Raw genomic sequence first — 18,506 nt, forward strand, 5'->3', positions numbered from 1 at the left:
GCGGCAAATGTCGGAAATGCTCGGACATGTGTGCCAATTTCGCCCGGAGGGATGCTCGCCTCTTTATCCTCGGGTTCTGGTACCCCCGTACGCGTCAGGAATTCAGGGTGCCGCGCACCCCCGCGTCACGCACGTCGCCTCACCGTCGCCCCGGGACGCCTCGCCTCGGCGCGCGACCGCTCGTCCGCGTTCCCGCACGACCTGCTTCCCACATACGACTTGCTTCCACATCCGACTTGCACAGCCGACTCGAAGGAGCACCCGATGCCGCGTCGCCGGACCATCCGCACTCTCGGCGTACTGTTCGCCACCGCACTCGCCGTCGCCCTGCCCGCCCACGCCTCCGCCGAACCCGCGCCGCCGGGCCTGCCGCTCGAGCAGTTGCGGGCGGCCGCCGCACCCGACCCCGGCGCGCTGCGCGCCGTCGACGACATGATGGGCGGCGGAACGGGGTCGGCGCTGTTCGCGCCGCCGCCGCGCAACACCCCGCAGCCGTTCATGCAGCCCGCACCCACGCTCGGGCCCGGGTGCGGCGGCGGCCTGGTGCCGTACGCGATGACCACGGGATGGGTGCAACCCGGCCCCAACGTGAACCCGGACGTGCAGATCGGGCAGTTGAAGATCTTCGTCGCGCCCACCATCCCGGTCACGCCCGCCGCAGCGGACCTGAAGTTCGTCTGGCTCAACATGGAGACCTTCCGCGGCGGCATCGAGACGCTCGACGACTCGATCGGCGGGGTTCCGCAACTGTCGAAGACCGTCAACACCGGGACCGGCCCGGTGCTCGCCGCCCTGTTCGGGTCGATCAACTACACCAACGGCGCGTTCTGCCAGGTGGTGTACACGATGGGCGGGTTCTTCGCCTGACCGGACGGCCGGGCGGAGCGCTCAGCGGATCCGCTCGGCGTCGCGGGCGAGCGTCACCAGTTCGGCGCACAACCGGCCCAGTTCCTCGGTGTCGGCGCCCTCCGCCACCGCGGTCGTCACGTCCTCGGCGGCGCAGCGCACCAGATAGGCGCGGTCCGCCAGGGACTCGACCTCGGCGGCGGTGAGCACCACCGCGTCCTCGGGCAGACCGGCCTCCCGGGTGGTGTGGCGCTGCTCGTAGGCGCGTTGCCGGCACGACTGCCGGCAGTACTGTCGGCGCCGCCCCGTCCCGATCTCCGGGACAGGTCGCCCACACCACAGGCAGTTGCCCGGCGGGCGGGTCCGTTCGGTCATGACCGGACACCTTACTGCCGTCGCGGAGGCGGCCGGTAATGTGGTGTATCCGGCCCTGACGCGGGCCGCGGGAACGGAATCGGCCCCGTCGGCGTTGACATGAGGTGAACGTTGATCCCGCGTGGGCGCTCGCCGGTACCGGCGAGCCCACCCCCGGGTGGAGCACAAGGAGAGGACACCACCATGGCAGATCGTGTACTGCGAGGCAGCCGGCTCGGCGCGGTGAGCTACGAAACCGACCGTGACCACGATCTGGCGCCACGGCGGATCGCCCGTTACCGCTGCGACAACGGCGAAGAGTTCGATGTGCCGTTCGCCGACGAAGCGGAGATCCCCGGCACCTGGATGTGCAAGAACGGCCTGGAGGGCACCCTCGTCGAGGGCGCCGCACCGGAGCCGAAGAAGGTCAAGCCGCCGCGCACCCACTGGGACATGCTGCTCGAGCGCCGCTCGATCGAGGAACTCGAGGTTCTGCTGCAGGAACGCCTCGATTTGATCAAGGCGAAGCGCCGCGGAGCCTGACCGAGGCTGCACCGACGCAAAGAATGCCGTTGCGGGAATTGTTTCCCGCAACGGCATTTTGCATTTTCCGGGCGAGTCCTCCGACACCATTTCGAGACCGGAGATCACCAGAGTTTCCGGAGTGGCACAAATCCATCAATCGTCGGCACTTCGGTTCGGCCACATGCAATCATGAGCGAATACCAACCGACGAGTCGGGCACCGTCGAACACTTCACGATCCGACCCCCACCCCCGGGGGCTGTAGGGGTGAGCGCACGTGAACGACAGGAACAGCACCGCGGCGGACACGACGACCGCACCGACACCGGAAACCCAACTGGACGCCCTGCGCGCCCACCTCGACCGACTCGACCGCGCGTTGCTCGACGGCGTCCGAGAGCGGCTGGCCCTGTGTGTCCGCGTCGCTGAACTCAAACGACGCCACGACATCGCCGTGCTGCAACCGGATCGGATGCAGGTGGTGCACCGCCGCGCCCAGGACTATGCCCGCAGCAACGGGCTGTCCGGCGATTTCGTCGAAGAATTGTTCACGCTGCTCATCGGGGAGGCCTGCAGGCTCGAGGACGACATCGTCGCCGGTTCGGGTGACGGCGCCGGTCCGCGACGCCGGGCACGCTCCGGGGACCCCCAGATCTGAGGCCGCCATGTCTGCGCCGCCACCGACCCGAACCCTGCTGGTCGACAACTACGACTCCTTCACCTACAACCTTTACAGCCTGCTCTCCCGCGTCAACGGGATCCCCCCGGTGGTCGTCACCCACGACGCCGCCTGGGACGAGTTGGGGCTGCATCGGTTCGACAACATCGTCGTCTCCCCCGGACCCGGGCGACCGGATCGCGTCCGCGACTTCGGGATCAGCGACCGCATCCTCGCCGAGTCCGGGTTACCGGTCCTCGGTGTCTGCCTCGGCCATCAGGGACTGTGTCATCTGTTCGGCAGCGCCGTGGTCCCCGCGCCCGAGCCGGTACACGGCCGGATCGCCCGGATCGTGCACAGCGCCACCGGCCTGTTCGACGGCATCCCGTCCCCGTTCGACGCGGTCCGCTACCACTCGCTGATCGCCGACCGCGTCCCCGACGAACTGGTCGGCACCGCCTACACCGACAGCGGCCTGCTGATGGCTGTCGCACACCGGCACCGCCCTCTGTGGGGGGTGCAGTTCCATCCCGAATCGATCTGCACCGACTACGGCGCCGACCTGCTCACCAACTTCCGTGCCGCCACCCCCGCCCGGTCCCCGATCACCGTGACCGGCCCCGCGTCGGCCGCGACTCCGCCCCCGCCGCGGTACGTGCTCGACACCCGCGTCCTGGATCTGCATCCGGATCCGCATGCCGTCTACGAGACCCTCTTCGCCGACGGTCCGCACAGTTTCTGGCTCGACGGGTCCGTGACCACCGAACCCGGCTCCCGGTTCACCGTGATGGGCGACAGTTCCGGTCCGCGGGCCGAGTTCGTCACCTACAGCGTCGCCGAAACGGTGGTGCGCGAATACCGTGCCGGCGCCCCCGTCGCCGAATATCACCGCACCTTCTTCGACCATCTCGACACGCGCCTCGCCGAACGGCGCATCGCCCGCCGCGACGATCTGCCGTTCGCGTTCGCGCTCGGCTACGTCGGCTATCTCGGCTACGAACTCAAAGCCGACGCCGGTGGGCAGTTGGTGCACACCTCCCCGATCGCCGATGCGTCGATGGTGTTCGCCGACCGTGCGGTCGTCCTCGATCACGAGGCGGGGCGCTGTTATCTGCTGGCATTGTCGGATCGCGCCGACGACCCGGAGACCGTCGCGTGGTTCGACAGCACCGCCGCGGCGCTGGCCACCCTCGCCGACACCGACGTCACCGCGCCGACACCGGTGCCGTTGTTGCGCGACGAACACGACCTGCAGATCCGGTTGCGGCACACTCCGGCGCGGTACCTCGACATGATCGAGCAGTGTCAGGCGGAGATCCGCAGCGGCGAGACATACGAGGTGTGCCTGACCAACACCGCGACCGTCGACGGTCGCATCGACCCGCTGCGCACCTACCGGACGATGCGGGAGATCAGCCCCACCCCGTACAGCGCGTTGCTGCACTTCCCGGAGGTGGCGGTGCTCAGCGCCTCCCCGGAGCGGTTCCTGCGGATCGGGGCGGACGGCACCGTGGAGTCCAAACCGATCAAGGGCACGCGGCCGCGGGGCAGCACCGCCGCCGAGGACGCCGCCTTGCGCGACGGGCTGCGCACCAGCGAGAAGGACCGCTCCGAGAACCTGATGATCGTCGATCTGGTGCGCAACGATCTGTCCCGGGTCTGTGAGCCGGGTTCGGTGCACGTGCCGAAACTCTTCGACGTCGAAACGTATTCGGCGGTGCACCAACTCGTCTCCACGGTGCGCGGCACACTGCGCCCCGACGTGACTGCGGTGGACTGTGTGCGCGCCTCGTTTCCCGGCGGGTCCATGACCGGCGCCCCGAAACTGCGCACCATGGAGATCATCGACAAACTCGAGGACGGCCCGCGCGGGGTGTACTCCGGCGCCATCGGCTACCTGTCCCCCACCGGCACCGCCGACCTGTCGATCGTCATCCGCACCATGGTCGCCACCGACCATCAGATCACCTTCGGGATCGGCGGCGCGATCGTCGCGTTGTCCGACCCCGACGACGAACTCGAGGAAACCCTCGTCAAATCGCTCGTGATGCGGCGGTGCCTGACCGAAACGGACGCCGCGCCGCTCGACGCCAACGCCAACGCCGCGCTGCGCGCCCGACCCGACCGACCCGACGGCTCACCGTGACCACCCACGAGTCCGGTTCGGTCGTCGTGGCGGGCGGGTGCGGCGCGGTCGGCGCCATGCTGGCCGCGGCGCTGCGCGGCGACGGGCACCACGTGGTGCTCGTCGACCCCGCGGCGACCCGTCCCGGCCCACAGGTGCTGCCCGGCGACATCGTCAACCCCACCCCGCAGGTCGCGGACGTGCTGCGGTCGGCGGCGACGGTGATCCTCGCCGTGCCGGACGCGACCGCGACCGCCGCGGTCCCGGCCCTGGCGAGGTTGCTGTCACCCGAGGCGCTGCTGGTGGAAACCCTGTCGGTGAAGACACCGTTCGCGGCGGCGTTGCACGCGCACCTGCCGGACCGGTCGGCGCTCGGGATCAACCCGATGTTCGCTCCGGCGCTGGGCGCGGCGGGCCGTCCGGTGCTCGCGGTGCGGCACCGGGACGGCGCCGCGGTCGAGGCGTTCGTCGACGCGCTCCACCGCTGGGGCATGCGGGTCGTGGAAGTCGATGCCGCCGAGCACGACCGCGCGACCGCCACCAGCCAGGCACTGACCCATGCGGTGGTTCTCGCCTTCGGCGGCGCGCTGGACCGATTGGACCCACCGCCTGCCACGGCCATGGCCGCACCCCCGCCGCACGTGCTGCTGCGGGCACTGCTCGCCCGCATCGCGTCCGGCACCCCGGCGGTCTACCACGACATCCAAGTCGCCAACCCGTACGCCGCGGACGCCCGCCGCGCCCTGCGCGCCGCCCTGGACGACCTCGACGCGGCCGAGGACCCCGACCGGTTCGCGGCGCTGACCGCACGCGGCTACCGCGCCCTCGGCGACGACCGCGAGCAGTACCGGGCACTGTGCGGAGAACTGTTCGGCCTGCTCCCGTCGGACCTGCACGAACCGGACGCCGTGCGAAACGGGGTGTCGCCGTGACCGATCGCGAGGCAGCGAAGCTGCGGGCCCGGCTGCGGCCCCCGGAGCTTCCCGGCAACGACACCGGCGACCCGGTCGCCGCCGCGGTGATTCGCGGCCTGACCCGGTCGTGGCCGCGGCGCGCCGCAGTGAAGAAATCCGAACCCGACCTGGATGCGCTGTTCGAACCCGCGCGCGACGATTTCCCCGACACCCTGCTGCCGTTCCACACCCATCCCCGGTACCTCGCACTCGACGAGCCCGCCCGCGCGCGGCTGCGGGCGTGGGGGTGGATCGCCTACAACAAGAACGTCATCGACATCGAGCAGTACGTGGTCAATCCCGGTTTCGGGCTGATCACCTCCGACGTGTTCGGTCTCGCTCCGCCGGACACCGTGGTCGTCGGGGTGATGCAGGCGATGGTCGACGAGCAGTACCACACCCTCATGCACCAGAACGGCAATGCGCTCACCCGGCGCCGACGGGGCTGGGCGCTGCCCGACGCGGTGCTGCCTCCCTGCCGCACCCTGCGCGCGCATCGCGCGGCGGTGCAGCAAAGCACCGATCCGCGGCACGAGGCGCTGGTGCAGCTGGCGTTCACGACCGTCGCAGAAACGTCGATCAGTGCCTACCTCGCGTTGTTCACCGGGGACGAAACGGTGCAGCCGGTCAACCGGGCCACCGTCGCGGTGCACCGGCGCGACGAACTGTGCCACGCGACTCTCACGGGTGAACTGTTCGCCACGGTGTTCACCGAACTCGGCGTCGCCGACCGGGAGCGTCTGTTCGAGGCGCTCGCCGCCGGCATCGACGCCTTCACCGGCGGCGACATGACGACGTGGGCGGCGATCCTCGCGCACGAAGGTATCCCCGGTGGCCGGGAGATGCTCGCCGACACCGCCGCGGCGACCGCCGACCAGCCGGTGGTGCAGGACACCAGCGCGATCCGGCGATTGTGCGTGTCGGTGGGGGCGGGCGACGACTTCGACGCCCACCGCGCCCGTCGGCTCCGCGCCTGACCGGGCTCGGCGCCCGAGCCGGTCAGGCGTCGGCTCAGCGGCGCTGCAGCAGTGTCCGCAGCCGGTCGTATCGGCTGCGCAGCCCCCACAGGGTGACCCGCAGCAGCGCTTCCTGCACGATGTTGCCGCTCATCTTCGACTCGCCGATCTCCCGTTCGGTGAACGTGATCGGTACCTCGGCGACGGTGAAACCGGCCTGCAGCGTCCGCCACGCCAGATCCACCTGGAAGCAGTAGCCGTGCGAGGCGATCGCGTCGAGATCGAGGGCTTCGAGGACCGTGCGCCGGTAAGCGCGGTACCCGCCGGTGATGTCGTTGACCTTCACACCGAGCGCGAGCCGTGAATAGATGTTGCCGCCGCGGGAGAGCACCTCGCGGTGCCACGGCCAGTTCACCACGGTGCCGCCGGGCACGTACCGGGAGCCGAGCACCAGATCGGCGCCCGCGTCGACGCGCTCGAGCAGCAGGTGCAGCTGTTCGGGGGCGTGGCTGCCGTCGGCGTCCATTTCGACCAGCACGGTGTAGTCGCGGTCCAGGCCCCACCGGAACCCGGCGATGTAGGCGGCGCCGAGCCCGTTCTTCTCGGTGCGGTGCATCACGTGGATGCGGTTGTCCGCCTCGGCGAGGCCGTCGGCGATCGCGCCGGTGCCGTCGGGGCTGCCGTCGTCGACGATCAGCACGTCGGTGCGGGGCAGGGCGGCGTGCAGTCGCTCGACGATCCGACCGATGTTGTCGCGCTCGTTGTACGTCGGAATGATCACCAGGGTGCGGGCGCTGGGTGCGCTGTCGTTCCCGGCCGGCGTCGCCGATGCCATCAAAGGTCCTCCCTGTCGAACCGGCCGGGGGCCGGTGCTCCTGCGGTGCCGGGGCGGGGCTGCGTGCCCCGGCCGGCCTTCTCACGTCGGCTCCGCACCAAAGCGAGACCGGCGGCGACGACGGCACCGACACAGAGCACGAGCTCCGGGATCGGGCCGAGCCGACTAGCCAGCGTAACGTCTGTGCGCAACGGCACCTGCGCCACCAGGGCCGCCGGCGCGAACAACGGGGTGCGTTGCTGCACCGATCCGTCCGGATCCACGATCGCGCTGACCCCGCTCGTGGCGGCGACCACCACGGTGCGGCCGTGTTCCACCGCCCGCACCCGCGACATCGCCAGCTGCTGGTAGGTCATCTCGGTGTCGCCGAACGTGGCGTTGTTGGTGGGCACCGCGAGCAGTTGGGCGCCCGCGTCGATCGAGTCCGCGAACGCCCGATCGAAGGCGACCTCGTAGCAGGTCGCCACCCCGACGGTGAGATTCCCGGCGGTGACTGCCCCGTCCCCGTCACCGGGCACGAAGTTGCCCGCGCGGTCGGCGTACTCGGAGAACAACCGGAAGAACGAGCGGTACGGCAGATACTCCCCGAACGGCTGGATGATCCGCTTGTCGTGCTGCTCGCCCGGCCCGGTCTGCGGGTCCCACACGATCACCGAGTTGCTGGTGGTGCCGTCCCCGTTGAGCAGGACCGCGCCGACGAGAATCGGGGCGCCGACGGCAGTCGCGGCGGCGGTGATGTCGCGGGCGGCGTCGGCGTTGCGCAGCGGGTCGATGTCGGAGGCGTTCTCCGGCCAGATCACCACGTCGGGTTGCGGTACCGCACCCGACCGCACGTCCGCGGCCAGTTCCAGGGTCCGCGCCACGTGGTTGTCGAGCACTGCTTTGCGTTGTGCGTTGAAGTCGAGGCCGAGGCGGGGCACGCTGCCCTGGATCGCGGCGACGGTCACCACCGGCGAGTCGGCGCGGTCGGTCCGCAGCAGCGGCCACACCGCCAGCGCGACCAGCGGCGCGAGCGCCGTCCACGCGGCGGCGCGCACCGCGCGGCCCCGGTCGAGACGGGGACCGTCGCGGCGCACGAGGGAAAGCGCCAGTGCCGCCAGCCCGGTGCCGGTCAGCGCGACCGCGAACGACACCAGCGGGGCACCGCCGACCGCGGCGAGGGAGACGAACACCCCGTCGGGCTGGCCGAATGCGAGCCGGCCCCACGGGAATCCGCCGAACGGCACCGACGAGCGCGCGAATTCGGTGGCACTCCACGCCGCAGCGATCCACAGCGGCGCCGCGGGCAGTGACCGCAGATGCACTGCCAATGCCCCGAACAGGCCGATGAACACCGCTTCGGCGGCGGCGAGCGCAAGCCACGGCAGCGGTCCGACGTACACCCCGACCCACGGCAGCAGCGGCACCAGGAAGCCGAGTCCGGCGAGGTAGCCGTACCCGAACCCGGCGCGGCGCCGCATCGGCTGCGCCGTGAGCACCGCGGTGAGCAGGGCGATGCCGACGGGCGCGAGGAACCACAGCGGGCGGGGCGGGAAACTGGCGAACAGCAGCAGCCCGGCGAGGATCGCCGCGGCCGACCGCACCGCGATCGTCGTGGCGACCCGCCGCCGGGTGCCGGTGTCGGGCGCGGTCACCGTGCGTACACGACGCGGCCGCGGTGCACGCTGCGCACCAGCACCGGGTCGTCGGTGCCGTCGGCGAGGTCGGGTAGCGGCGCGACCCGCGAGCGCGGGTCCGTCGACCACCGTTGCACGCTGTCCTTCGGGGCCCGGATCACCAGGTCCCCCGCCTCCCACAGGGCATACGACGCCGGTGCGCCCGGATCCAAGGTGCCGGCCATCCCGTCGCGGACACCGCCGGCGCGCCACGCACCCCGGGTCGCCGCGGCGAACGCGGCGCGCGGCGAGATGCCGCTGCCGGGAGTGCGGTGATGCACCGCGGCGCGCAACATCTGCCAGGGCCGCGGCGCGGTCACCGGCGCGTCGGAACCGAACGCGAGGGACATGCCGGTCGCAGCGATGGCGGCGAAGGCGTTGAGTGCCGCGGCGCGCGGCGCCCCGAGACGCTGCGCGTACATCGCGTCGGGTCCGCCCCACAGCGCGTCGAACATCGGCTGCATGCTGGCGATGACTCCGTACCGGGCCAGCCGTTCGGCCTGCGCTGCGGTGATCGACTCGACGTGTTCGAGGCGGTGTCCGCGCGCCCCGACCGACGGGCCGCCCAGTTCGGTGGCGACGGCGTCGAATGCGGCGACGGTGGCGGTGACGGCGGCGTCCCCGATCACATGGAATCCGGCCTGGATGCCGACCTCGGTGCAGACCCGCACGTGGTCGGTGATGTCCTCGACGCTCAGGTAGGCGGTGCCGTGGCAGTCGGGCCGGTCCGCGTAGGGGTCGGCGAGCCACGCGGTGTGCGAACCGAACGCACCGTCGACGAACAGGTCGCCGCCGAGGGCGTGCGCGCCGGTCTCGGCGAGCAGGGCGGTGGCCTCGTAGGCGGTGCGCACCGCCTCACCCCAGTAGCCGCGCACCTCCACGGGATGGTCGGTGGCGAGCAGTTCGGTGAAGTCGTCGCGCCCGGAGATGTCGGGACCGCCGCATTCGTGCACGGCGACGATGCCGTGTGCGGCGAAATCGTCGAGGGCCGCTGCGCGGGCGCGGGCGCGCTGGGCCGCGGTGAGCCCGGTGCGTGCCGCCGCTCGCACCGCGTGGTGGGCTGCTGCGGTGACCGGGCGCTGCGGGTGGTAACCGCCGAGCGTGTCGAGTGAACCTGCCGCGACGCGCAGCGCCGAGGAGGCGGCCGCGGAGTGAGCGTCGATCCGGCCCAGGTAGACGAGCCGGCCGGGGGCGGCGGCGTCGAGTTCGTCGGTGGTGGGCGGGGTGGGATCCGGCCAGCGGGTCTCGTCCCAGCCGTGACCCCAGATCACCGCGTCGTCGCAGCCGGCGGCGAACTCCGCGACGCGGCGGAGCGCGTCCTCGCGGGTCGCGGCGCCGGTCAGATCCAGTCCGGACAGGGCGAGACCGTGTGCCGTCGTGTGCACATGGGTGTCGACGAAAGCGGGTGCGACGAAGGCGCCGTCGAGGTCGACGATCTCGGCATCGGGGTGCAGGACGCGTCCGGTGCGGTCCTGCCCGACCCACACGACGTGTCCGTCGGAGACGGCCATCGCGGTGGCGTCGGGTGCGCTCGCACTGTAGATGCGGCCGCCGACGAAGAGCTGGGTGTGCGGTGCTGGACTCACAACTGCCCAGTCTGCCCCGTCACGGTCGGCGGGGGCGCTGCGGGGTATCGACGATCTCCCCTTCGAGGATCTCGCCGTCCACGATGTCCGGCCGGGCAGGTCCGGCCGGACCGCGACCGGCGCCGTCGGTGCCGCCGGGCAGATGGGGCGCCGCCCCGACCACGGTGTTGTCGACGACCTGACCGTCGACGACCACCAGGCGTTGTCCGCGCCAGGTCGCGGCGTGGGTTCGGGCGGTGCGGGCAGCGAGGGCACGCACCACCGGCCGGAGCAGGGCGCGGCTCGGCAGCAGCAGCACGATGCCCAGGATCGTGGTGATCACGCCGGGGACCAGGACGAGACCGGCGCCGGCGCCGATGAGCGCGCCGTCGGTGAGCATCTTGTCGGGGGAACCGGCGGGTGGGAGCGGGCCGCTGCGGAGCTTGCCGAGGCCGCGCAACGCGCGGCGGCCCTGGGCGCCGAGCACCATGTACCCGGCGACGTTGACGGCGAGGAAGATCAGCACGGTGGCGAGGGCGCCGACGGTCGAGCCGAGCCAGGCCAGCACAGCGATCTCCGCAGCGACGTAGACGACGAACAGCAAGAGGTACACGCGGGGTCCTTCCGTACGCCGGGTCCGGCGCGAGGGTCGCTCGGGTGAGGGACTCGTCTGTTCAACGTACGAGACGCCGAGTTTGCTCCCGGCCCCTGCGGGCGGTGCGGTGGCCGCTCCGCTCCCCCGCTGCGGCCCATGATCGAATGGCGCTCATGACTATGGCCGACTGGGCGGTGCTCCTGACCGCGGCGACGGCTGCGGGCTGGGTCGATGCGGTCGTCGGCGGCGGCGGGCTGATCCTGCTGCCGGCGTTGCTGCTGGTCGCCCCGCATTTGGCGCCGCAGGTGGCGCTGGGCACCAACAAGCTCACCGCGATCTTCGGGACCGGGGCGGCGGTGTGGACCTTCGCGCGGCGGATCCCGTTGCCGTGGTCGGTGCTGGGACCGGCGGCGCTGGTGGCGGCGGTCTTCGCGGGGGCGGGTGCGGCCGCGGTGTCGCTGATCGACCGGGACGTGTTCATCCCGATCGTCATCGTGGTGCTCGTCGCGGTGGCGGTGTTCGTCGCGGCGCGGCCCACGCTCGGTTCCGGGGCAGGGCAGCACCGCCCGAGCGCGACGCGCATGGTGACAGTGGTGGTCGGCGCGGCCGCGGTGATCGGGTTCTACGACGGCATCCTCGGCCCGGGCACCGGCACCTTCCTGATCCTCATGTTCGCCGCGATGCTCGGCAGCGAGTTCGTCAAGTCGGCCGCGATGGCGAAGGTGATCAACCTGGGCTCGAATGTGGGCGCGCTGACGGTGTTCGCGATCGGCGGGCACGTGTGGTGGACCCTCGGGTTGACCATGGCGGTGTGCAACGTCGCCGGATCGGTGCTCGGGTCGCGGATGGCGCTGCGGCGCGGGGCGGGATTCGTACGGGTGGTGCTGCTGATCGTGGTGGTCGCGATGGCGGTTCGGCTGGGTTTCCAGCAGTTCGGGTGAGCCGGTCGCTACGGTAGGCCGGTGACCGGTGTGGACGACGACTTTCTTGCCCTGCCGCTGCGGGCCGCAGCCGACGCCGCGTTGTCGGTGGCCCGCGCTGCCGGCGCCACCCACGCCGACGTACGGGTGCAGCGGGTGCGGACGCATTCGCTGACGCTGCGCGACGGGGCGCTGCAGGCCGCGGTGGACGGCACCGACAGCGGGCTCGCGGTGCGGGTGCTTCTCGACGGCACCTGGGGGTTCGCGTCGCATCCCGAGCCGGGACCCGACGGGGCGGCGGAGGCGGCAGCGCGGGCGGTGGCGGTCGCGCGGGCGGTGCGGCCGCTGAACCGGGACCGTGTGCAGTGGGCGGACGAACCGGTGTATCCCGACGCGATGTGGACCTCCGCGTACGAGATCGACCCGTTCACCGTGCCCACAGCCGACAAGATCGCGGTGCTCGGCGCGTTCTCCCGGCGACTGCTCGACGCCGACGGGATCGACCACGTCACCGCCGGACTCGAACAGGTCAAGGAGCAGACCTTCTACGCCGACCTGGCGGGCTCGTCGATCACCCAGCAACGCATCCGGGTGCAACCCCATCTCGAGGCGATCACCGTGGATCGGCGGGCCGGCAGCTTCGAATCGATGCGCACCCTGGCTCCGCCGGTCGGGCGCGGCTGGGAGTACCTCGACAGCGACGCGCACTGGGACTGGACGGGAGAGCTGGACCGGCTGCCCGGCCTGCTGGCCGAGAAGTCGCGGGCACCGTCGGTGACACCGGGCCCCACGGATCTGGTGATCGACCCCACCAACCTGTGGTTGACGATCCACGAATCGGTCGGGCACGCCACCGAATACGACCGGGCGATCGGCTACGAAGCCGCGTACGCCGGCACCTCGTTCGCCACCCCGGACCGGCTGGGCACACTCCGCTACGGCAGCACCGCGATGCACGTGACCGCCGATCGCACCACCCCACACGGGCTCGCCACCACCGGATACGACGATGACGGCGTGGCCGCGCAGTCGTGGGATCTGGTGCGTGAGGGGGTGCTCGTCGGCTACCAGCTCGACCGGGCGTTCGCACCGAAGCTCGGTGTGCCGCGGTCCAACGGTTGCGCCTACGCCGACTCCGCCCACCACGTGCCGATCCAGCGGATGGCGAACGTGTCGCTGCAGCCGGATCCGGTGGTCGATCGCAGCACCGCCGACCTGATCGCCGGGGTCGAGGACGGGCTGTACATTGTCGGGGACCGCAGCTGGTCGATCGACATGCAGCGGTACAACTTCCAGTTCACCGGCCAGCAATTCCACCGCATCCGCGGAGGTCGGCTGGTCGGGCAGGTCCGCGACGTGGCGTACCAGGCCTCCACCCCCGACTTCTGGGGTGCGCTCGAGGCGGTCGGCGGATCGTCGACGTGGCGCCTCGGCGGCGCCATGAACTGCGGAAAGGCGCAACCGGGGCAGGTTGCCGCGGTCAGTCACGGCTGCCCGTCGGTGCTGGTGCGTGGCATCTCCGTGCTCAACACCGCGCAGGAGGGTGGCCGATGATCCCCGGACCGGACCTCGTCGAGGCGGCTCTGGCCGCGTCGACCGCCGACGAGACGATGGTGGTGGTCACCGACACCGAGGAAGCGGCCCTGCGGTGGGCGGGCAACTCGATGACCACCAACGGCTCGACCCGGTCCCGGTCGGTGACGGTGATCGCGGTGCGGCGCACCGCCGCCGGTGCCCGGTGCGGCATCGTCACCGCCCCGCTGCTGGACCACCGCGAGACCGCGGCGGTGGTCGGGGCCGCCGACGCCGCGGCCCGTACCGCCCCACCCGCTGCGGACGCGACGGACCTGGTGGCCGGCGACGGGACGCCGCACGATTGGGACGATCCCGTCGGGCGCACCGGCATCGACGTGTTCGATCCGGTGATCGGTTCTCTCGCAGAAGGATTCGGCGGGTCCGACGTGTTGTACGGCTTCGCGGAACACCAGGTGCACAGCACCTGGCTGGGCACGTCGACCGGGCTGCGGCGGCGCTGGACCCAACGTGACGGCTCGATCGAGATCACCGGCAAACGCGGCGGACTCGACGGGGCCAGCGCGTGGGTCGGTGCCGGCACCACCGATTTCACCGATGTGCGGACCGATCGGCTGCTCGAGGATCTGGCCCGTCGCCTGGACTGGGCCGCCACCTCGGTGACGTTGCCGGCGGGCCGGTACGAGACGGTGTTGCCGCCGTCCGCGGTGGCCGACCTGATGATCTACCTGATGTGGTCGATGGAGGGCCGGAGCGCACACGAGGGCCACACGGTGTGGTCGGGTCCGCGCGGCACCCGTATCGGCGACACCCTCACCGACCTGCCGCTGACGTTGACTTCCGATCCGGCGGCCCCGGGCCTGCAGTACGCCCCGTTCGTCACGGCCACCGCCTCGTCCGACGCGGTGTCGGTGTTCGACAACGGATTACCGGCCGGGCGGGTCGACTGGATCCGGGACGGCGCGGTCCACGCGTTGACCTATCCGCGCGCCGCGGCCGCCGAGTTCGCAGCAACACCCACCGCGCCCGGCCACAATCTGCTGCTCACCGGCGGAACCGGCGCGTCGCTCGACGACATGATCGCCGGCACCGAACGCGGACTGCTGCTCACCACGCTGTGGTACCTGCGCGATGTCGACCCGGCCACGTTGCTGCTGACCGGGCTGACCCGCGACGGGGTTTACCTGATCGAGGACGGGCAGGTCCGGGGCGCGGTCGGCAACTTCCGGTTCAACGAGTCCCCGGTGACGCTGCTGGGCCGCGCCACCGAGGTCGGGGCCACCGAACGGACCCTGCCGCGGGAGTGGAAGGACTGGTTCACCCGCACCGCGATGCCGCCGATGCGCATCCCGGACTTCCACATGTCGTCGGTCAGCGCCGCACGCTGACGACTTCCCGGCGCTACAGCAGGGCGTCGAGTCGGGTGCCGATCTCGTCGGGCCCGACGGTCGGTTCGAACCGGGTGACCACCTCACCGTCGGGGTCGACGAGGAACTTGGTGAAGTTCCACTTCACCTCGTCGGTCCCGATGGCCTCGGGCCGGGTCTTGCTGACGTGATCGAACAGGAACCCGTGCTCGGGACCGAAGTCGCCGGGCGCGGCGCTGCGCAGACACCGGTACAGCGGGTCGGCGTCGTCGCCGTTGACCTCAACCTTGCCGAACACCGGGAACGTCACGTCGTAGGTCAGGCTGCAGAACTCCTGGATCTCCGCGTCGGTGCCCGGCTCCTGCTCCCCGAACTGGTTACAGGGGAACCCGATGATCTGCACGCCCTGGTCGGCGGTGTCGCGATGCAACTTCTCCAGGCCTTCGTACTGCGGCGTCAGCCCGCACTTGCTGGCGACGTTGACGATGAGCAGATACGAACCCGCGTACTCACCGAGCGAGGCGGTCTCTCCCTGGGCGGTACGAACGGTGAAGTCGTGCACGGTCATGCGGTCTCCTGCCGGAAATGGCGATTCGGGTCGGACGAGATGGGTGTCACAGCAAAACTACGTCACCGCGATCACGTCGACGCTGTGGCCGATATCACGCGATCGTGCCTGAGTAGTGGGTACGCCGCATCGTTTCCCCGTGCCGTTCGGTTACTGCGGCGCGGTGGTGCCGGTGTCCGTACCGGTACCGGGGTCGAGGGAGCACGCCAGCCCTACCGTCCCGGTGCGGCCGCGGCGCAGCACGCTCGCGCCGACGATGAGCCGGCCGAGCAGACCGTACTTCCGGGCGATCACCGACCGCGCATGGGCGGTCTGTTCGGCATCGAGGATCACCCCGGTACCGGGGACCGCAGCCGACTTCGCGTTGCCGCGTGGGTCGCACACCGCCAGCGTCAGCCGCGGGTCGCGCCGCAACCGGCGCACCTTGTAGGCATCGGCTTCCGTCCACACCAGCAGGCGATCCCCGTCGGGCGCGGCCCACACAGGGGTGCCCACCGGCGACCCGTCCTTCCGGAACGTGGTCAGCAGGACGTACTTGGCTGCGGAGAGCTCGGCGAAGGAGGGTCGGCCGGAGCGAGTTTCGGACATGCGGACACCCTACGGTCTGTTCCGGCTCGGTCGCGTATCGACGCCGCACCTACGCGGTGAAGCCTTGGTCGTCGCCCGCCCGACGCTCTAGCCTGTGTGCATGCCCGACACCGCTGTCGAAATCCACTTGTCCGGCGGCGTGCTCACCGCAGCGCAGTTGCGCGCCCTCGCCGAACTCGCCGACGCTCACGGCGGCGGCAGTCTGCACCTGACCGGTCGGGCGCAGGTCCGGCTGCACGGCGACACCGAACAGATCACCGAGCGACTCGGCGCGATCGGGCTCAGCGCCGATGCGCCGACTCGTTCCCGGGTGCTCGCGTCGCCTTTGAGCGGCCGTCTCGAGGGGCACCGCGACATCCGCCCACTGCTTCGTGCCGTCGCCGCCCGCCTGCACGAGACCCCGGAGCGCGGTGCCCGGATCTACGGCATCGACGACGGTACCGGCGACATCGTGGCGCTGGCCCCGCACATCGCGGTGCTCGCCCGCCCCGACGGCCGGATGGCGGTGGTGCGCGACGGTGCCGACACCGGTTTGCGCATCGATCCGGAGGCTGCCGTCGACATCCTGTTCGCCGAGACCCCACCGGACGGGACCCCTGATGCGGCGGAGCCGCTGCCCTCGCCGCCCCCCGCCCCGATCGGGTGGCTCGACCAGAGCGACGGCGGGGTCACCCTCGCCGGTGGTCTCCCCGGTGGAGTGCTGCCGTCGCGACTCGCCGAGTTCCTCGCCGCGGTGGAACGCCCCGTCGTGATCACCCCGTGGCGGTCGGTGCTGTTGTGCGACCTCGACGAGTGGACCGCCGAGCAGATCGTGCGGGTGCTCGCCCCGATGGGTCTGGTGTTCGACGCCGGTTCCTCGGAGTTGGACGCACGCACCGACCGGGACTGATTCACCGCTCGGGCGCTGGGCCGATCCCACAGAACGGGTCCGCGAGCGGTGCACGCCGCCTACCGTGAATCGGGTGACCCGCGCCGACAGTTCCCCCGGGCCCCGCGATCCCGGTACCACCGACGACACCTACGACGTGATAGTGCTCGGCGGGGGTCCCGCCGGAGAGAACGCCGCGCAGTACGCCGTATCGGGGAGCGAGCGCACCGTCGCCCTGGTGGAACACGAACTGGTCGGCGGCGAATGCTCCTACTGGGCGTGCATGCCGTCGAAGGCACTGTTGCGACCCAGCCAGGTGCTGGCGACGGCGCGGCACATGCCCGGCGTCGGCGACAAGGTCAGCGCCCATGGCGTCGACGTGCCCGCCGTGCTCGCCCGCCGCGACGGGTTCACTCACGACCGGGACGACAGCTCACAGGTGGACTGGGCCCGCTCGGCGGGCATCGACGTGGTGCGCGGACGCGCGGCGCTGGCCGGGGAACGCACCGTCGCCGTCACCGGCGCCCATCCCGATCGGCCCCGCGTCCTCCGCGCTCGGCACGCGGTGGTCCTCGCCACCGGCACCGTCGCCGTCGTTCCCGACACCCCTGGTCTGCGCGCGGCGTTGCCGTGGATTTCCCGCGATGCGACCAATCTGCTGGAGATCCCGCGGCGCGTGCTCGTCGTCGGCGGCGGTGTGGTCGCCTGCGAAACCGCCACCTGGCTGCGGCAACTCGGCGTCGAGGAATTGACGATGGTGGTACGCGGATCACGGCTGCTTCCCCGCGTCGAACCGTTCGCCGCCGACGCCGTCACCGACGCGCTGAGGACTCACGGCATCACGGTCCGGCACCACGCCACGATCCGGCAGGTCGAGCGCCCCGACGTGCGTGAAACCGGAATCGGCCGGATCCACGGCGGTCCGGTCACCGTCGAACTCGACGACGGCACCCGCCTCGAGGTCGACGAGATCGTGGTCGCGACCGGCCGACGCCCGACCACCAGCACTCTGGGTCTCGACACGGTCGGCCTGGCCGCCGACGCGGCGATCACCGTCGACGACCATCTCACCGTCGAGGGCGTGGACGGCGACTGGCTCTACGCCGTCGGCGATGTCGCCGGCCGCGCCGCCCTGACCCACATGGGCAAGTACCAGGCGCGGGTGTGCGGGGACGTGATCGCCGCCCGCGCGGAAGGCCGCCCCCTCGACGGATCGCGGTACCGGGCGAGCGCCGACCACGGGCAGGTCCCCCAGGTGATCTTCACCGACCCCGAGATCGCCGCCGTGGGACGCACCGCCGAGCAGGCCCGCGCCGACGGTGTCGACGTCGAGGTGCTCGAGGCGGACATCGATGTGGCCGGCGCTGCGCTGTCCCGGGACGACTTCACCGGCCACGCCGCGCTGGTCGTCGACCGCGCCACCGACACCCTGGTCGGGGCGACCTTCGTCGGCACCGACGTGAGCGAACTCGTGCACGCCGCGACGATCGCTCTCGTCGGGCGGGTACCGCTCGACACGCTGTGGCATGCCGTGCCGTCGTACCCGACGGTCAGCGAGGTGTGGCTGCGGCTGCTCGAAGCCCGCCGCTCCTGACG

18 protein-coding genes are annotated in these 18,506 nt (G+C 71.4%); 11 read left to right on the forward strand and 7 right to left on the reverse strand.

What is annotated here, in order from left to right; all coding sequences use genetic code 11:
* Nucleotides 1–264 precede the first annotated feature (264 nt).
* The gene (locus AC0B44_RS12525; protein ID WP_471903203.1) at nt 265–867 is read left to right on the forward strand and encodes a hypothetical protein; all 603 of its coding nucleotides are present in this window, start codon (nt 265–267) and stop codon (nt 865–867) included.
* Nucleotides 868–888: 21 nt separating this feature from the next.
* On the opposite strand, the gene AC0B44_RS12530 is transcribed toward AC0B44_RS12525, so the two are convergent.
* On the reverse strand, nt 889–1,221 hold the full coding sequence (locus AC0B44_RS12530; protein ID WP_471903204.1) for a hypothetical protein: 333 nt from the start codon (nt 1,219–1,221) through the stop codon (nt 889–891).
* Nucleotides 1,222–1,404: 183 nt separating this feature from the next.
* Here AC0B44_RS12530 and AC0B44_RS12535 point away from each other — a divergent pair, with 183 nt between their 5' ends.
* The 5 genes from AC0B44_RS12535 to AC0B44_RS12555 all read left to right on the forward strand — a co-directional run bounded on the left by AC0B44_RS12535 (nt 1,405) and on the right by AC0B44_RS12555 (nt 6,437).
* On the forward strand, nt 1,405–1,743 hold the full coding sequence (locus AC0B44_RS12535) for an RNA polymerase-binding protein RbpA (protein WP_072698158.1): 339 nt from the start codon (nt 1,405–1,407) through the stop codon (nt 1,741–1,743).
* Between the two features lie 258 nt (nt 1,744–2,001).
* Nucleotides 2,002–2,382, forward strand: a complete 381-nt coding sequence (locus tag AC0B44_RS12540) for a chorismate mutase (protein WP_471903205.1) — start codon at nt 2,002–2,004, stop codon at nt 2,380–2,382.
* A 7-nt stretch (nt 2,383–2,389) separates the two neighbouring features.
* Nucleotides 2,390–4,528: an aminodeoxychorismate synthase component I gene (gene pabB / locus AC0B44_RS12545; RefSeq protein ID WP_471903206.1), complete on the forward strand. Its 2,139-nt coding sequence runs from the start codon at nt 2,390–2,392 to the stop codon at nt 4,526–4,528.
* The gene (locus AC0B44_RS12550) at nt 4,525–5,439 is read left to right on the forward strand and encodes a prephenate dehydrogenase/arogenate dehydrogenase family protein (RefSeq protein WP_471903207.1); all 915 of its coding nucleotides are present in this window, start codon (nt 4,525–4,527) and stop codon (nt 5,437–5,439) included. Before pabB ends, AC0B44_RS12550 begins: the two co-directional genes overlap by 4 nt.
* Complete coding sequence (locus tag AC0B44_RS12555) at nt 5,436–6,437, forward strand: diiron oxygenase (RefSeq protein ID WP_471903208.1); 1,002 nt, start codon at nt 5,436–5,438, stop codon at nt 6,435–6,437. The genes AC0B44_RS12550 and AC0B44_RS12555 overlap by 4 nt, the downstream gene beginning before the upstream one ends.
* A gap of 34 nt (nt 6,438–6,471) precedes the next feature.
* Here the strand turns inward: AC0B44_RS12555 and AC0B44_RS12560 are convergent, their stop codons facing one another.
* Genes AC0B44_RS12560 through AC0B44_RS12575 form a run of 4 tightly spaced genes read right to left on the reverse strand, consistent with a single transcriptional unit; the run spans nt 6,472 to nt 11,084 of the window.
* Nucleotides 6,472–7,251: a polyprenol monophosphomannose synthase gene (locus tag AC0B44_RS12560; RefSeq protein WP_471903209.1), complete on the reverse strand. Its 780-nt coding sequence runs from the start codon at nt 7,249–7,251 to the stop codon at nt 6,472–6,474.
* Complete coding sequence (gene lnt / locus AC0B44_RS12565; RefSeq protein WP_471903210.1) at nt 7,251–8,885, reverse strand: apolipoprotein N-acyltransferase; 1,635 nt, start codon at nt 8,883–8,885, stop codon at nt 7,251–7,253. Before lnt ends, AC0B44_RS12560 begins: the two co-directional genes overlap by 1 nt.
* On the reverse strand, nt 8,882–10,492 hold the full coding sequence (locus tag AC0B44_RS12570; protein ID WP_471903211.1) for an amidohydrolase: 1,611 nt from the start codon (nt 10,490–10,492) through the stop codon (nt 8,882–8,884). Before AC0B44_RS12570 ends, lnt begins: the two co-directional genes overlap by 4 nt.
* A 19-nt stretch (nt 10,493–10,511) precedes the next feature.
* A complete protein-coding gene (locus AC0B44_RS12575) occupies nt 10,512–11,084 on the reverse strand; it encodes an FxsA family protein (RefSeq protein WP_471903212.1) in 573 nt (190 codons plus the stop codon).
* Between the two features lie 155 nt (nt 11,085–11,239).
* On the opposite strand from AC0B44_RS12575, the gene AC0B44_RS12580 reads away from it, so the two are divergent.
* Genes AC0B44_RS12580 through AC0B44_RS12590 form a run of 3 tightly spaced genes read left to right on the forward strand, consistent with a single transcriptional unit; the run spans nt 11,240 to nt 14,907 of the window.
* Nucleotides 11,240–12,007 (forward strand): sulfite exporter TauE/SafE family protein, encoded by a 768-nt coding sequence (locus tag AC0B44_RS12580; protein WP_471903256.1) that lies wholly within the window; start codon nt 11,240–11,242, stop codon nt 12,005–12,007.
* 21 nt (nt 12,008–12,028) lie between these two features.
* Nucleotides 12,029–13,540 carry a TldD/PmbA family protein gene (locus AC0B44_RS12585; protein ID WP_471903213.1) on the forward strand — a complete coding sequence of 504 codons (1,512 nt, stop codon included), beginning with the start codon at nt 12,029–12,031 and terminating at the stop codon, nt 13,538–13,540.
* Nucleotides 13,537–14,907 (forward strand): metallopeptidase TldD-related protein, encoded by a 1,371-nt coding sequence (locus tag AC0B44_RS12590; RefSeq protein WP_471903214.1) that lies wholly within the window; start codon nt 13,537–13,539, stop codon nt 14,905–14,907. Before AC0B44_RS12585 ends, AC0B44_RS12590 begins: the two co-directional genes overlap by 4 nt.
* A gap of 13 nt (nt 14,908–14,920) precedes the next feature.
* On the opposite strand, the gene AC0B44_RS12595 is transcribed toward AC0B44_RS12590, so the two are convergent.
* Nucleotides 14,921–15,454 (reverse strand): glutathione peroxidase, encoded by a 534-nt coding sequence (locus AC0B44_RS12595; protein ID WP_471903215.1) that lies wholly within the window; start codon nt 15,452–15,454, stop codon nt 14,921–14,923.
* Between the two features lie 150 nt (nt 15,455–15,604).
* Entirely contained in the window at nt 15,605–16,042 is a 438-nt protein-coding gene (locus tag AC0B44_RS12600; RefSeq protein ID WP_378528243.1) for a PPOX class F420-dependent oxidoreductase, read from the reverse strand.
* A 100-nt stretch (nt 16,043–16,142) separates the two neighbouring features.
* On the opposite strand from AC0B44_RS12600, the gene AC0B44_RS12605 reads away from it, so the two are divergent.
* Both AC0B44_RS12605 and AC0B44_RS12610 read left to right on the forward strand, forming a co-directional pair.
* Complete coding sequence (locus AC0B44_RS12605) at nt 16,143–16,931, forward strand: precorrin-3B synthase (protein WP_378528244.1); 789 nt, start codon at nt 16,143–16,145, stop codon at nt 16,929–16,931.
* Nucleotides 16,932–17,004: 73 nt separating this feature from the next.
* The gene (locus AC0B44_RS12610) at nt 17,005–18,504 is read left to right on the forward strand and encodes a dihydrolipoyl dehydrogenase family protein (RefSeq protein WP_471903216.1); all 1,500 of its coding nucleotides are present in this window, start codon (nt 17,005–17,007) and stop codon (nt 18,502–18,504) included.
* Nucleotides 18,505–18,506 lie beyond the last annotated feature (2 nt).

It is taken from the genome of Rhodococcus sp. NPDC019050 (assembly GCF_055664235.1).

Excerpts from the sequence above, each read along its gene's own strand:
- AC0B44_RS12595 (WP_471903215.1), bottom strand. The coding sequence starts at position 15,454 with ATGACCGTGCACGACTTCACCGTTCGTACCGCCCAGGGAGAGACCGCC.
- pabB (WP_471903206.1), top strand. The coding sequence starts at position 2,390 with ATGTCTGCGCCGCCACCGACCCGAACCCTGCTGGTCGACAACTACGAC.
- AC0B44_RS12590 (WP_471903214.1), top strand. The coding sequence starts at position 13,537 with ATGATCCCCGGACCGGACCTCGTCGAGGCGGCTCTGGCCGCGTCGACC.
- AC0B44_RS12530 (WP_471903204.1), bottom strand. The coding sequence starts at position 1,221 with ATGACCGAACGGACCCGCCCGCCGGGCAACTGCCTGTGGTGTGGGCGA.
- AC0B44_RS12600 (WP_378528243.1), bottom strand. The coding sequence starts at position 16,042 with ATGTCCGAAACTCGCTCCGGCCGACCCTCCTTCGCCGAGCTCTCCGCA.
- AC0B44_RS12525 (WP_471903203.1), top strand. The coding sequence starts at position 265 with ATGCCGCGTCGCCGGACCATCCGCACTCTCGGCGTACTGTTCGCCACC.
- AC0B44_RS12560 (WP_471903209.1), bottom strand. The coding sequence starts at position 7,251 with ATGGCATCGGCGACGCCGGCCGGGAACGACAGCGCACCCAGCGCCCGC.
- AC0B44_RS12535 (WP_072698158.1), top strand. The coding sequence starts at position 1,405 with ATGGCAGATCGTGTACTGCGAGGCAGCCGGCTCGGCGCGGTGAGCTAC.
- AC0B44_RS12580 (WP_471903256.1), top strand. The coding sequence starts at position 11,240 with ATGACTATGGCCGACTGGGCGGTGCTCCTGACCGCGGCGACGGCTGCG.
- AC0B44_RS12605 (WP_378528244.1), top strand. The coding sequence starts at position 16,143 with ATGCCCGACACCGCTGTCGAAATCCACTTGTCCGGCGGCGTGCTCACC.